This window comes from Candidatus Bathyarchaeota archaeon (genome assembly GCA_026014735.1).
GTDB lineage: Archaea > Thermoproteota > Bathyarchaeia > Bathyarchaeales > Bathycorpusculaceae > Bathycorpusculum.
This window is the reverse complement of record JAOZHT010000001.1, coordinates 1,016,085-1,030,514: the sequence shown is the minus strand read 5'-3', so window position 1 is coordinate 1,030,514 and position 14,430 is coordinate 1,016,085. Positions and strand designations below refer to the sequence as shown.

Annotated in this window: 11 protein-coding genes and 1 tRNA gene; 6 read left to right on the top strand and 6 right to left on the bottom strand. The window is 47.5% G+C overall.

The annotated features are described in order from the left end of the window. Positions 1 to 81: 81 nt before the first annotated feature. The 4 genes from glnA (NWE93_05325) (at position 82) to glnA (NWE93_05310) (ending at position 4,810) form a co-directional block, all read left to right on the top strand. Positions 82 to 1,542 (top strand): type I glutamate--ammonia ligase, encoded by a 1,461-nt coding sequence (glnA, locus tag NWE93_05325; GenBank protein ID MCW3999639.1) that lies wholly within the window; start codon positions 82 to 84, stop codon positions 1,540 to 1,542. A 372-nt stretch (positions 1,543 to 1,914) separates the two neighbouring features. Next, on the top strand, positions 1,915 to 2,286 hold the full coding sequence (locus NWE93_05320; protein MCW3999638.1) for a hypothetical protein: 372 nt from the start codon (positions 1,915 to 1,917) through the stop codon (positions 2,284 to 2,286). Positions 2,287 to 2,706: 420 nt separating this feature from the next. Further along, entirely contained in the window at positions 2,707 to 2,997 is a 291-nt protein-coding gene (locus NWE93_05315) for a hypothetical protein (GenBank protein ID MCW3999637.1), read from the top strand. 448 nt (positions 2,998 to 3,445) lie between these two features. Beyond that, complete coding sequence (gene glnA / locus NWE93_05310; protein ID MCW3999636.1) at positions 3,446 to 4,810, top strand: type I glutamate--ammonia ligase; 1,365 nt, start codon at positions 3,446 to 3,448, stop codon at positions 4,808 to 4,810. A gap of 311 nt (positions 4,811 to 5,121) precedes the next feature. Here the strand turns inward: glnA (NWE93_05310) and NWE93_05305 are convergent, their stop codons facing one another. The 3 genes from NWE93_05305 to NWE93_05295 form a co-directional block, all read right to left on the bottom strand. After that, complete coding sequence (locus NWE93_05305; protein ID MCW3999635.1) at positions 5,122 to 6,408, bottom strand: hypothetical protein; 1,287 nt, start codon at positions 6,406 to 6,408, stop codon at positions 5,122 to 5,124. Between the two features lie 614 nt (positions 6,409 to 7,022). Next, entirely contained in the window at positions 7,023 to 9,455 is a 2,433-nt protein-coding gene (locus NWE93_05300; protein MCW3999634.1) for a hydrogenase iron-sulfur subunit, read from the bottom strand. Next, positions 9,452 to 10,330 (bottom strand): 4Fe-4S dicluster domain-containing protein, encoded by an 879-nt coding sequence (locus tag NWE93_05295; GenBank protein ID MCW3999633.1) that lies wholly within the window; start codon positions 10,328 to 10,330, stop codon positions 9,452 to 9,454. Before NWE93_05295 ends, NWE93_05300 begins: the two co-directional genes overlap by 4 nt. 585 nt (positions 10,331 to 10,915) lie before the next feature. Here NWE93_05295 and NWE93_05290 point away from each other — a divergent pair. Continuing rightward, positions 10,916 to 10,993 (top strand) — tRNA-Ala (locus NWE93_05290). Positions 10,994 to 11,050: 57 nt separating this feature from the next. Here NWE93_05290 and NWE93_05285 read toward each other — a convergent pair. After that, a complete protein-coding gene (locus NWE93_05285) occupies positions 11,051 to 11,305 on the bottom strand; it encodes a winged helix-turn-helix domain-containing protein (protein ID MCW3999632.1) in 255 nt (84 codons plus the stop codon). Positions 11,306 to 12,248: 943 nt separating this feature from the next. Between NWE93_05285 and NWE93_05280 the strand changes: the two genes are divergently transcribed. Then, complete coding sequence (locus tag NWE93_05280; protein ID MCW3999631.1) at positions 12,249 to 12,758, top strand: hypothetical protein; 510 nt, start codon at positions 12,249 to 12,251, stop codon at positions 12,756 to 12,758. 225 nt (positions 12,759 to 12,983) lie between these two features. Here the strand turns inward: NWE93_05280 and NWE93_05275 are convergent, their stop codons facing one another. Both NWE93_05275 and NWE93_05270 read right to left on the bottom strand, forming a co-directional pair. Further along, positions 12,984 to 13,817: a hypothetical protein gene (locus NWE93_05275; GenBank protein MCW3999630.1), complete on the bottom strand. Its 834-nt coding sequence runs from the start codon at positions 13,815 to 13,817 to the stop codon at positions 12,984 to 12,986. A gap of 94 nt (positions 13,818 to 13,911) precedes the next feature. Next, positions 13,912 to 14,430 (bottom strand): hypothetical protein, encoded by a 519-nt coding sequence (locus NWE93_05270; GenBank protein ID MCW3999629.1) that lies wholly within the window; start codon positions 14,428 to 14,430, stop codon positions 13,912 to 13,914.

The window sequence follows — 14,430 nt, the reverse complement described above, 5'->3', positions numbered from 1 at the left end:
TCAGGGTTTTTGTAGATAGGCTTAAATATGTTTATGTTTTAAGTGCTTTCCCAAACATATGAATATGCTATGGTGAAAATAATGGACGCACAAGTAAGTAAAGCGATAGAAACTCTCAAGACAAACAACATCCGCTGGGTACACTCAGCATTCGTCGATGTTAGAGGCATACTCCAAGACATGGTCCTGCCAGCCAGGGAATACCTAAACGGAGCAGCCTTCACCGAGGGTATAGGCTTTGACGGCTCATCCGTCCGCGGCTTCAAATCCATCGAAGAATCCGACATGATCTTTATGCCCGACCCCAAAACCCTCGCCATCATGCCCTGGGAAACCGACCCCAACCAGAAAAGCGCCATCATCCTAGGCGACTCGCTGGAAGCATTCGGCGGAACCGAACCCTCAGTCACCTGCCCCCGAGGATACGTCGCCAAACGCGCCATAAAAGCCGCCCAGGACATGGGTTACACCGGCATCTTTGCGCCGGAGCTTGAACACTTCGTCTTCACCTCAATCGACCCCACCAAACTCACCTGGGACCTTTGGGCTGCACCTAAAGGCGGAGAAGGAGACGCATGGGGTGCACCACGCGTGGTTCCCGGATCGCCCGAGGTTACCCCCGGAGGATTCATTCTTCGCCCCAAAGAAGCCTACTACCGTACGCCCCCCGAGGACACCACCGTTGCTTACCGTAACGAGGTCAGCCAGATTCTTGAGGACTACTTTGGCTTAACCATCGAGAAGCACCATCACGAAGTCGCCACCGTCGGGCAGGTTGAAATCGACTACAAATACGGCGAGCTCCTCGACACAGCCGACCGCGCCTTGTACTTCAAGTTTGTCGCCAAAAACATCGCAAAGAAACATGGTTTAATCGCCACGTTTATGCCTAAACCCATCTACTTGGATAACGCCAGCGGCATGCACGTGCATTCTTCGCTGTGGAAGGGCAAAACCAACGTGATGTACGATGGAGAGGACGATTACGCTGAACTGAGCCAGATCGGACGCTACTACGTGGGTGGACTTTTGGAGCATGCACGGGCTTTAACGGCGATCTGCTGCCCAACTGTTAGCAGCTATAAACGGTTGGTGCCCGGCTTTGAAGCCCCCATCTATGTGCTTTGGAGCCGACGAAACCGCAGTGCCCTGTGCCGAATACCGCTTTACTATAAAGGCGCTGGGTTTGCTGCTCAGAAACGCGTTGAATACCGCGGCGTGGACCCCACATGCAACCCGTATTTGGCTTTCGCTTGCCTGATGATGGCTGGTTTAGATGGCATCAAGAAGAAACTTGAGCCCGGAGACCCCATAGATGAGGATGTCTACAAACTCAGCAAGGCTAAACGTCGGGAACTGGGCATCAAGGAGCTTCCAACCACCCTTAAGGATGCGCTGGATGCATTGGAAAGCGACAGCGTGCTTAAGGATGCCTTGGGCAGCCACGTGTTTGATGCCTTCATCGACTTGAAGACCAACGACTGGAACCAGTACTGCCTCTATGTTTCCCCCTGGGAAATAATGAAGTACCTAGACTACTAAGTTGGGGTATATTCACGGTTCCAACCCCAACCCCCATTTTCATTTTTTCATTTAAACTTGTTTGATTACAGTTAGCCCCAATTTTTCAGTTGTTGCGTTTAGCCCACATGAAATGGATAGGTAATTGAAAGATCAACCTTGGACGCTGTCGAGCCTGCGCTGTTTACCCCCTATCGCTACCTCGAAATAGCCACTTTGAGTATCATGGTTTTGTAAAACATCTACTTGACCATTTGATTTCCAAAACCTTTTTGGTGCATAAAAATTAAAATATCGTTGTCCAAAGCATATTTTATTCAAAGCAATATCCAAAAATCTTTTAAATATACCGGTGGTAAGCAAGCAAGCAGTACAATTATGGAGAAATGAGAAGTGGGCGAACCTGAAAAAATTTCAAAAAAGAGTAAAAACAAACTGTACATCGTGGTTTTAGCGATTGTTTTAATAGTGGTTGTCGGTGTAGCCGTAGTTTATTCTGCAAATTCAGGCGGATTAACGCCGGCTTTGCCCGATATGGCTGGCACATATGTTCAGCAGACTTCAACCGGAGACGGATACACCATAGTGCTCTACGAGAATGGTACCGCTACATTTAGCAGCTACACGGGCACCTGGAACCTAGTCAACGCAACAACCCTTGAAGGCACATACAGCGTATTCAACGTACCCAGAGATGACTACTTCACAATCACAAGCAACGGGTTCACAGCGGTTGCGACGGGAAATATATACATTAAAAAATAGTCAAGAGGCAGCTAAATGAAAGAGAAATAGTTTAGCTCTCTTTTTTTAAGGTTCCTGCTGGGTTGGCAGGTTACATCTGGTTTTCTTGATTCTCTTTCTTTGTAACTGTTAAAAAGCAACAGCATACCTTTATGAATAGTTCTCGGCTTGAATGGTTGTAGGCTTACGTGAGAAGTAGGTTTTTTGAGCGACTATAACAAGCAACAGATAAAACGTGAAATCCGCGAAAGCCTAATGCATAAGCTTGCGCTTAGACGTGAGGCGCCGTTTATCGGATTAATCTCTTTCACTGCAACCCTTTGGGGCTCCAAACTGTTCACTTATCTTTCCCCGGGGACGGGTTTATTCTTTGAGCTGTGGGGTTACAACATTCATCTGCACCATTTCAACTATGGGTTTGTTTTGTTAGCGGTGGGGTTGATGCTTACTTTTTTTGAGGGCGTCTGGATTGTTAGGGTTCAACATGTGCTCTTCGGGGTGGGCTTAGGGTTTATTGTTGATGAATATTGGCTTTTGTTAACGTTTGATGAGAGCGCAAGCGTCTATTTTGGACCGCAATCCCAATATTTCTCCCTGGTGCTTGCGGCAGTCGTTACCTCGGTTTATGCAGCTATAGCTTTCGGAGTGTTTTTTGCTAGTAGAAAAGAAATTGCACAATGGACCAAACTATATCAAGCTGCTAAAACAGGTGAGCTTAATATTCCAGATTAATGTTTTAACCGAGGTGCATCCCCTTCCGTTTTTGTTAACATCTTTTGGCCTCTATCGCCGACAAATCATTGCCTGCGGAGGCCAGCCCAGAGGTCTGATAACAAGTTTGGTTTCCGTTCTTTAGCATTGTTTAGCTGTTGGGTTTTGCTTGTTTGGGGTAATTCATCCGCTAATTCGTAGCGATGTACTGAAGCGCCTATACTGGACAAATATCTGCAAAATAGATAGTTTATCTCACTTTTGCACATTTTTTTCTCTCCTTCGGTTCTGCAGCTGCGATCATTGTATAATTTTTTGGGGTTTTATTGTTTAAATTTTCAATGGATGCCTGCTATTGTGGATAGTTATCCAGAATTCGTGGAGGGCTCACTAAAACTTAAATATGTTCATGGATATTTGCTATCTATTCACTGTAATGTGGCGCTAGAGAGCGAGGCATGGAAAGAACATGAAAAACTTCAAAAACGCAATGTGGAAAGAACAGGTAACAAAAGTTATTCAACAAATTCAAGAACAGGAAGTAAAGTTTGTCAGGTTACAGTTCACTGACATAAACGGCTTCATAAAGAACTTAGCCGTCAGCTCCAAGAACATAGAAAGCATATTTGAGAACGGCCAATCCTTCGACGGCTCATCCATCACCGGATACCGCCCAATCGAAGAATCAGACATGGTTCTCTTCCCGGATCCAAGCACCTTCGCGGTGCTGCCTTGGAGACCAAAAGAGAAATCCAGCGCACGCTTAATCTGCGATGTCTACACTCCCCAGAACAAACGCTTCGAAGGCGACCCACGCTACATCCTTGAACGCGCAGTCGACAAAGCCTCGAATGCAGGCTACACCTTCATCTGCGCTCCTGAACTGGAGTTTTTCATAGTTAAGGAAGCAGAAAACGGCGGCTTACCAACCCCCATTGACTTGGCAGGGTACTTTGATTTCCACCCCGGAGACTTAACTGATGATTTGCGCCGCGAAATCGCTGACACCGCTGAGGCTTTCGGCATCGAGATCGAAATCAGCCACCACGAGGTTGCGCTGGGCCAGAACGAAATCGATTTCAAGTATGGCGAGGCAATTGAAACCGCTGACCGCGCAATCACCATGAAGATGTGCGGCAAAGTTGTGGCGGCACGCAACGGCTACGTCGCAACCTATATGCCTAAACCATTCCAGGGCATCAACGGAAGCGGCATGCACACTCACCAGAGTCTGTGGAACAAAGACATGACCCAGAACCTCTTCTATGCAGACGACGCAAAGAACGGCTACCTCTCTGATCTTGCACGCCACTACATCGGCGGCCAACTCGCCCATGGACGCAAGATGGCAGCGGTCCTCAACAGCTGGCCAAACAGCTACAAGCGGCTTGTCCCCGGCTACGAAGCACCCGTCTACCTTGCATGGGCACACAAAAACCGCAGCCCCCTCATCCGCGTACCCAACTTCGGCGGACGCAAACACGCTGCACGCATGGAAATCCGCTGCCCCGACGGCGCCGGCAACCCCTACCTGCAATTCGCGGTGCTGCTTGCCACTGGCCTTGACGGCATCAAAAACCACATTGACCCCGGAGACGCTGTGGAACTAAACGTTTACCACATGAGCTATGAGGAACGCAAGGCACGCGGAATCGTCTCGTTGCCTGAGAACCTCAAGGAAGCCCTCGATGAGCTTGAATCAAGCGAGTTGATGCGTGAAACGTTGGGTCCAGTGACCTTCGAGAACTTCCTCAAAGAGAAACGCCACGAATGGGACCTCTACCGCACACAAGTCACCGAATGGGAAGTCAACCGCTACATCAAACGACTCTAAACCGCGTAAGCCTTCTGGCTTACCCCAAAATTTTTTTGTTTCAATCTGTTGGTTAATCAAATTTTTTTTGTTTCTTTTGCGGGTTCGGCTTTGTGTCTGGATGCGGCATATTCTCCGAGGGATGAGTTCGCCGTTCCAGCCTTAGGGCAAAGTAATTTTTGGTGCTACGATTTCTTGTTAATCCTAATTCTTCTACGCCAAGTCTCTAGTTATAAGCATTTGTAAAGTCATTTATTCTTAAGAAGGACTATCGCTGTTAAGTAAACATGAGAAAAAACCACATTCCTGTTTATGATTTTCACAGTTTTGTTTTATTCTTTATTCAAGCTGTCGTTTGTTCTGCCTAAATTTTTTTTGCGTTTTCTCAGCGCAATTAAAACTACCGCGATTGATATGACGATAGCTACTCCAATTATGACTAATTCTCCAAGTTGGGTTTGGAAAAACAAGGTTGACGATGCAGACTGCAAAGCTATAGTTATAAAATGTGCGCTGTGGTGATAATTGAATGTTAACTGCCATGAATCAGCGTTTGACGTGACTAAATAGTTTAGCTGATTGCCGTCCAAATATACTTTAATATTTTCTGGATTAGATGTTAGGCTTTTAGATAGAGTCATTTTAACGTAGCCTGTTGTATCCGAAGCTCCAGTAACGGTGAACGAAAGCTCGGAGTTTGTACTGTTATAGGCAAATCCTGTAACGGTACTGTTTGATTCAACCAAAAAGATATTATGGTTCTGGTACGGCAGAAAATTAAGCGTTATACTGTTCCTTGAGGGCTGATAAACGCTGTCTCCACTCCACTCAACTGTTAAGGTAAACGTCCCAGAAGCTGTATTGACCCATTGAATTGCGTATTCTCCATCTGTGTTTGTGGTATCTGAACCAATAGGAACTATGTTACTGCTTCCTACAAGAGTATAAGATAGAGTAACTGCTTTGCTGGAAAGAGGGTTCCCATTTGAGTCATTGAGTTTTCCACTAATATTAACTGATGCACCCACTGTTGCTGATGAGGTGTCTACGGAGATAGAAACCTGTGTTGATGTTAGGGGGGATGTTGTTGGAGTAGGAGAATTTGAAGAAGCTTCAGGCATGGTTAATGTTTGAGTGCTGCTCCAGTAGCTTGTCTCCCCAGCAAACTCGTAAAGATTGGAAGAAATTTTAATATCGTGTCCTATTAGAGCCTGTACTTGAAAATCCACTTGACCGCCTGCGGGAACAGCACCTAATGGAGAACTGCCTAAAGCAAAAGTTATAGTAGTGTAATCAGTGGTTGAGGCAACAATATAACTTGAAGTACGATTCGCTGGGTAGTAATTCCAAACGTCTGCGTAATGACCTTTGAATCCGACGTTGTAGTATAGATTTGTATTGTTGCCGCTTGTATCAATGGAAGAGGAGAAAGGCTGGTTTCTTATGGTAATCTCTATGTTAGTCGGGGCTCCATCATTCTGATTAGCAACGTTCAGGCTGAATTCAGGTATTGATGGTTTAGGAATTGATTGAGCAATAGTGGGTATGATTATTATTTGACTTGATACTACTAAGGCTAGAATTACGAATAGTAAGAGATACTTACCTATCTTTGCCATAATTGAATTAATTGGTTGGTTCGGTTATATAATTTACGCAGTGAAGCCTAAGAACTCAGTCGGCGGCAACCCTTGTGGTTGCCCACTTAAGATGTAGCCTCCTTTAATGGGGGCGTTTTGGAAAGCAACGGGGTCAGCCGCCAAATTGCAGGCAGGTACAGAAGCACATGCATGCCGCTACAGCCAAGAAAACTGCAGGCGCCCAAAAACTCCGGCGCAGACACTGCACCTGCCTAGTTTTAGGGCAGAAAACATTGCATTCGCTGAGCCTATAAATAGAGGGGGGGTAGAGTGTGGCGAGCAACAGATGTCTAGCGCATCTGCAAGGCTTGGGCACTGAAGCGGTTTTGTTTAGGAGGGTTAAGCATGAACACTAAAAAGAGAAGAAACAGCGGCATGGCAGTTTATTTTTTTGGTTGTGTTCATGCTTAACCAATAATCCAAAGAGTTTGAGATGTGTTAAATGCTTTTTTGTCAAGGTTTCTTGACTAAGCCGCGAAAAGTTAGTCAAGGTTTCTTGACAAACAATGTCTAATTTCCTAAAACGTCACAAAACAGCGTTCCGCAGCCAGAACGTTCTCTGGAATTTAAAAAGAGCAGAAAAGAAAAAGGGGCTATTTGCGTTTAAGCATGTTCTCGAGGAACGGCTTAAGCTTAGCGGTTTCCGCCTGGATTTTTTCTTTACCAAGCGCCTTGCGTTGGCTATCGATTTCCCGAATGACCTCAGCGTAATGGATGCCCTCTGCTGCCGAAACGTATTCGACACGGAACCGCTCCGAACTCATGCCCAGCTTAATCAGCATAGCTTTGAGTGCGTCAGTGCGATCCTTCATCTTGTAGTTGCCGCTGATGTAATGGCAGTCATAGGGCAAGTGGCATGCTCCAACCAGCACCGCACCAGCACCAAGCCGCAGCGCCTCCAACACGAACTCCCGCGCAACCCTACCGCTGCACATCACACGGATCGCACGGACACTTGCAGGATAGTCGCATCGGCTGATACCTGCCAAGTCGGCGCCAGCGTAGCTGCACCAGTTGCAGAGTATGGCAAGGATTTTCTCTTCAGGCTTATCTTGGAGTGCCGCTTGGATCTGCGCTAGAATTTGGGCATCTGTGAAGTGCATCTGGGTGATGGCATGTGAGGGACATTCGGCAACGCAGGTTCCGCAGCCATGGCAGCTTGCAGTTATGATTTGGGCAGGTTGCCCTTTCTCTTGGCGGATGGCGCCGTAGGGACATTTATCCACGCAAAGACCGCATTGCTTGCATTTTTCTGGGTCTACGACGCTGATGATGGGTTCAATCTTCCACTTCGGCTTACTAATTACCGTGGCTGCACGTGAAGCTGCGCCGCTTCCCTGCGAGACGCTGGCAGGAATATCTTTAAGGCCAACGCATGAACCCGCATAGAAGACACCGTCGGTGGGAGCATCCATCGGTTTAAGTTTAGGATGCGCCTCCATGAAAAAGCCGTTGGCATCCCGGCTCAAGTTAAGGATACGTGCGACTTCTTCACTGCCCTTCTTGGGTATGGCGGCGGTTGCAAGCACCACCATGTCAGCTTCAACCTCGATGGGTTGCCCCAAAAGCGAATCCTCACTGTGCACCGTCAAATTGTGCGTTGTGGGGTCTTCGTCGATGCGGCTTACTCTGCCACGGATAAAGTTGACGCCGCGTTCACGTGCACGATCATAGAATTCCTCATAACCCTTGCCTGGACTGCGGATATCCATGTAGAAAACATAGACCTCCACATCCTCCTTGTACTTCTCCTTAAGCTGCACAACATGCTTGAGCGTGTACATACAGCCAAAGTTGCAGCAGTAGGGGTAATGCTGCTTGTCGCGGCTTCCCACACACTGGATAAAGGCGATTCGGTGGGGTTTCTGCCCGTCGGATTGGCGGATGACTTTGCCGCCTGTGGGTCCAGCAGCTAATATGAGCCGCTCGAATTCCATGCTGGTGACGACGTTGGGGTATTTGCCGTAGCCCAAAAGCGGCATGTCATAGGGCAAATAAATGTCAAAGCCCGTGGAGACGATGATGGCGCCCACATCGACTGTGACTTCCTCGGGTTTCTGGTCAAAGTCAATTGCGTCACGTGCACCGCAGGCATCAACGCATTTGAAGCATTCGATGCAGTAGTCACGGTTAACGCTGTAAATTAATGGCACAGTCTGGTCAAAGGGAACCGATATGGCTTTGCGGGTGCCAAGGTTCATGTCCCATTCGTTGGGGTACTCGATGGGGCAGGAGTCCTTGCATTCGCCGCAGCCGGTGCATTTCTCTGGGATAACATAGCGGGGGTTTTTGCGCAGGGTAACCTTAAAGTTGCCGATGTAGCCTTCGCATTTAAGCAGTTCACTGTTGGCAAAAATCGTGATGTTGGGGTGGCGTGCGCAGTCCACCATCTTTGGCCCCTCGATGCATATGCTGCAGTCCAGCGTGGGAAAAGTTTTGTCCAACGCCGCCATGTGCCCGCCAATACTTTGGGTATTCTCAAGCATGTAAACCTTAAAGCCCTGCTCAGCAAGATCCAGCGCAGCATTCATCCCTGCGATTCCACCCCCGATGATAAGCGCCTTGTTGGTGACGGGCACCTCGATGGTCTGCAGAGGCTGCATCAAGCGAACCTTAGCAACAGCCATCTTCACGGCGTCCTTGGCACGTTCAGTTGCTGCGGCAGGGTCGCTTTGGTGGCACCAGGACGCGAATTCACGGATGTTAGCCATCTCATAAAGATACGGGTTCAACCCAGCTTCGCTGACGGTTCGCCGGAAAGTGGGTTCATGCATACGTGGAGAACAAGCAGCGATAACCACGCGGTTGAGCTTATGCAGCCGGATAGCTTTGCGGATTTCCTCTTGTCCAGGGTCAGCGCAGGTGTAGCGGTTCTCCTTCACAAACGCCACATCAGGGATGGTTTTGGCATATTCTGCGACTGCATGAACATCCACTGTGCCAGCGATGTTTAATCCACAGTGACAAACGAAGACTCCGACACGGAGCTCTTCAGGTTTAGGGGGCGTTAATGGGTTGCTGCTCATTTCTTCTTCATCTCTTCAACCACAAAGCGGTTCTCAACCAACTCGAGGCGATGTTTAGCTGCATGCGCCTTAAACTCTTTCACCGCATCTGATGGGCTAGTTATGCGCTCGAGGGTTTTATTCCAGGCGCCAGAATGAACTTCAGTGTGGTTGACCTTGGTTCGTTTCACAACGAGCGCCTCCTCTACTGGACAAACGTTTTTGCATGCGCCGCAGTAGGTGCAGGTTAACTCGTTAACGTAAACCTTTCCATCCTCGCCCCGCATAAGCGTGCCTGCTATTGGGCATACATCGAGGCATTCTTGGCAGTTCGGTGGGCACTTCTCTGGGTTAATGCTGATTCTGCCTTCAAAGGCTTTTTTAACGCGGATTGCTCCGGGGTGACATTTGAATTCGCATGCCCGGCAGGTGGGGCAATGCTCCTTGTCGATGTTGATGCTGACTTGCACACGTTTCTGCCCCATTGGAGAGAGTGCAGAGACATCCGTTACGGGGTTGCCGTCAAACCCCACTTTGGAGACTTTGATCAGGTTCAAGGGGCATGTATCTTCGCATTCCACGCATGTTTTGTCGCATTTATGGGTGTCAATTTGGATGTCACGGAGAAGCTGGGGGTAGCTGTCTTTTGCCAGAACTGAGAGGATGTGGCTGCCATTCTGGGTTACCTTTACTGCGCCGTAAGGACAGGTTATATCGCATATTCCACAGAAGTTACATTTTGTTTGGTCAATGTCTAGCTGGACCTTTTGCGCCTTCCCAGAGCGTTTTGACTGTTTTATTGTAGTTATAGCTTGCTTGGGACAGGCTAGGGTACAAATTTGGCAGCCGACACATCGTGTTTTGTCGAGGGTTAACTTGTATTCTTTAACTTGCATTCTCCACTCTAAACATAAAGTGTCTGCCGCATTTTTCTTTAAAGCTTGAAACGGCATGATTTTCACCGTGGACGTTTTTGCGTGGTTTAACTCAACATCACGCGACGAGGAACCCTGAATGCACTGTGAAATGTTTACCTTATGTTATAAATATTGCCCGAGAAAAACTATGAATCAACATCAAAAAGTTCAAAAAACAAAATTCTTCCGGCAAACCTTCACGTTTGTTGAGGCATAGCTAAACAGACAGGGCATATGTCAGGCGCAAGCTACCTGCTCTGGCTAATTGTTTAGCGCATAAAGGGCCCCTCAGTCCTTAAAGGTTCACTTGCCTAAATGGTCAATCGAACCCAAAAACCAAGCTGACTCAACAGGACACAGAAGCCTTGATAAAATCACCTAAAAAGTTCAAAGGTCAATATTAAACGCATAAGCCTCCGAATCGGCTAAAGAAGGGGTGCCGCTGCCAGCCGCCGCCTGGACATTCCACGTCCATTTTGGGTTCGTCTCAACCTAAACGACGCGGGCAAGAAGAAATGCTTATTAAATGAGTCGGGATAGAGTTCAGAAGCCAGGCAAAAAGCTGGGCGAGTAGATCAGCCTGGTATGATCGCCACGTTGGCATCGTGGAGGTCGCGGGTTCAAATCCCGCCTCGTCCACCAAACACTTATCTAATTACTGCCTGAAGAACGGCGTAAGCTGCTATACGCTAATTTATTTTAGCGGTAGGCTATGCCCATACGTTCCATAAAATCAAGAACCGCCCGATACTCCTCGAGGTATTGCATGCCTTTCGCGGTGAGCTTATATGATGTTTGGTCCTCGATCAGTTGGAGTCCCTCTAAGTCCGATAAGTACCCCTTCAAACGATCAAAGGGAACCTTCATTTTTATTTGAACATGCGTTAGGACAATTTTTTCAGAGTTACAGTTTGCAGCGTTAAGAATAGACAAAAGATCGCCATAAATTTTCATTTTGTTTCTTTTGGCTATTCTCATTGAAAGCTCCTGTTTTGTGGTTTATGAAAACTTCGATAAGCGATAATTAGGAATAGAATCAAGCCTACAAATCGAAGCACCACTCCACCGTAAAAAGGAACTCTGTTAGCGGGGTAGAATACCCAAGTCATCAGGGAGTACTGACTGAATGCAAGGAACATGAATCCAAGGGGCGTCAGTATGGTTTTAGAATTCTGTGCCTGCAAGTGACTCCGAAGGGTATGGATGGCGATGTAGGTGAGGCAGATTATGCTAAAGATCCTGACGTATAAGAACAGAAAATTGTAATCGCTAAGCGAGAATTGTGGGCCGATAAAGATTAAAACCGCAAGTGAGGACAAAATCACAAGTAACCCACTCAAGATTGCATCCCAAATAAGTCGCGTGTATTTTGAGGGCTTCTTCGAGAAATAATATGTGAAAGTCAAGAAAGCAAAAGCGAATGGCCTTGCAAGAAGTTGAAACCAAGTTAAATTATCAACTGAGACACTTGGGTCCATGAAAATCGGGTATGAATGTGCAACAGCCGCAATCACGTAGGTTGCCCCTAGAAAGCCAAATCCAAGAGGTAGACCGATGTAGCGGCCTTCTCCAGTTACTCGGTAGGGTTTAATTAAGAACCATACAAGAACAAAGCAAAGGATCGCCGCGAATACTTCTATTGCAACTAAGACAACCTGTTCGAGTGGTGATATGATTTTGCGGTGCCTCCGATGTTACACAGTGTAGCGGCTGTTTAGGTATATTTAATTTCTCCCCATGTGAACAAAAATCTAGGTTAAAAGGCGATAAAAAACGCCTACCGCTTTCCCTGTAGATGCAGGGACTTGTCAAACTCAGGTTGTTTTGTGCTATTGTACTTTCCTGTAATAGGTAAACCCTTAAAATTCATCAAACAGATTACAGCTTAGGGCTAAACATGTCAGTCGAGAAAAGGTTAGGGATCATCCAAGATGTCATTTTATCAACCGACCCCAAAAACCGCTATGACCTCTACATTACCGAGAACCGCATCGCTATTGTTTGTTTGGGCAAAATGAGCCGCAATGAATCCGACTCTTACAGGTCGCTTTCGGCGATTCCCGCAGCTTTCGGTATGCCAGCACCCAGCGATGGAGCTACGCAGCCCAAACAGGACATGGCGGAGATTGAAGCGGAGATAAACAGGATGCCCCTTGATGACCTGCTTAGGTTGAGCAAAAAAAGTTGCTACTACACCTATGACGAGATCAAGGAGCTACGCTTGATTTTGGGGCGTCGATCAGTTTTTTGGATTCTAAGTGATGAATGCGCATCAAAGTTTATTCCCAGTCCTGAGCAGTCATGGGTGCTGCTGGGGTTGATGGTGGCGGCTGAACCGCTTAAAAGCAAGCTTGCGGTAGCGGGGAAATGGAGTTTGCTTGAAAAAATTTTCCAAAGAAAACCTTAACGTTCTGCACACACTGGAGGACTGGTATTCTTTAACGGTATGCTGTTTTCTATAGTTGTTGTGGGGGACCCCTCTTTACTCAACAACAACCAGCGGATTATCTAAAACAACGCTTTTTGGAAACGGGCTTTAAGGCACATTGCAAACAGGTTGTGGAGAAACCTACAAGCAGAAAATCAAAAATTTGATCTACTGCCAAGGGAGGGAGAAAACTGCGGCTGGCAGTTAAATCCATTTTCCTCTGCTAAACAGGCCCAAGCTATTGCCTACACTGTACATGAGGTACTTATCAACCGGATAATACTTGGTGCAGTAATGGCACATCTCGTAGCTGCGCTGCTGAGACTTAAAACGCTTAACCAACGTGTCATAGTCATCCTTTAGCAGGTTACCTAATGTGTACTTAAGCGAAAAATCCATATCGCAGCTCTGCACGCGGCCATCAGGCATAATCACAAACTGGGGCGTGCGGGTTTTGCGGCATACACCGACCCTTCTTGCCTTGGGCAGTTCGCCGCGGCAGATTTTTTCCCTCTGGTTACTGATAAAGAGGTCGTTCATGGTGATGTACTGCACGTTGGGTATGCCTTGCATCACGCAGAAGAGATTGTTTTTGTATTCTTCGTTGATTTTGAAGTACGCGTTTTTGCCGTCTGGCAGATGCAGCACAAATCCCTCGTATTGCAAGTCCAGTAGGTCTTTGACTGTTTGGTTGGATGCGCCCTGCAGGGTGGTGGCGACGTGGATTCGGTAGCCTTCCTTGTAGGCGTATTTTGCCATCTCAGCAAACGCGGGGTTCACGCATGGTTCACAGAACCCTGAAAAGTCTATAGCGACGCGCTTAGGAACGTGCGAAAGCATGATTTTGAAGTTTTCAGGCGTTAACTGCCTATCTGCTTTTCCGTAGTTTTTGAGCAGCACTTCTTGGGGGCAGAACTTGTGACAATTCACTGGGCAACCTATCGCCAAAGTGAACTCCACATACTCGCTCTGGTAGAAGCTGTTCGCACGGTCTCCAGCGCTTTCAAGCTTGGAGCCCATGATTCCATCTAACTTCACGCTTACTTAAAAATCTATCTTCCAAAATAAAAATATCCCGCTCATAGAGATAAGTTCTAGATCAACGGCACTTAGCTCAACCTGCCGCTCCAAATCAAACAACCAACTTTTCCCGAGATATACCCACAAGCCCCCGCTTCAGGTAACCCACCACATCAGGCGTGAAAATCGAGAGCGCCGCCAACAAGAAATTCAGCGGAAACACCATCGGATACTCAAACAGGTTACCGCCATAGGAACCCACGATGTTTTGCATGTTACCCCAAAGCTGGAACAGCGACCAAGCAGTCACCCACGTAAGCGCCCCCGCCAATCGCCGCCCATATTTACCCCGCCAAGTATCGGTTTGGCCGTAAAGGTTTTGGAAAAAAACTTCCCCCGCAACCGCCCCAGCGCCACCGGGGAAGAAAGCATTCACCAAGACCTTCTCGACGAGGTTGCCGGGGATAAAGTGATCAACCCATGGAACCGCAAACCAGCTTAGCACAGGCAAAAGCACGTTTCCGGAGACAAGGCGAATCAGCACGGGTACAGCGTAGACGGCGGCGCCGCCGATTTGCCAAATCCAAAAGCGCTTCGAATGCAGTGAGTTGCTAAGAGCCGTCAGGAGCAT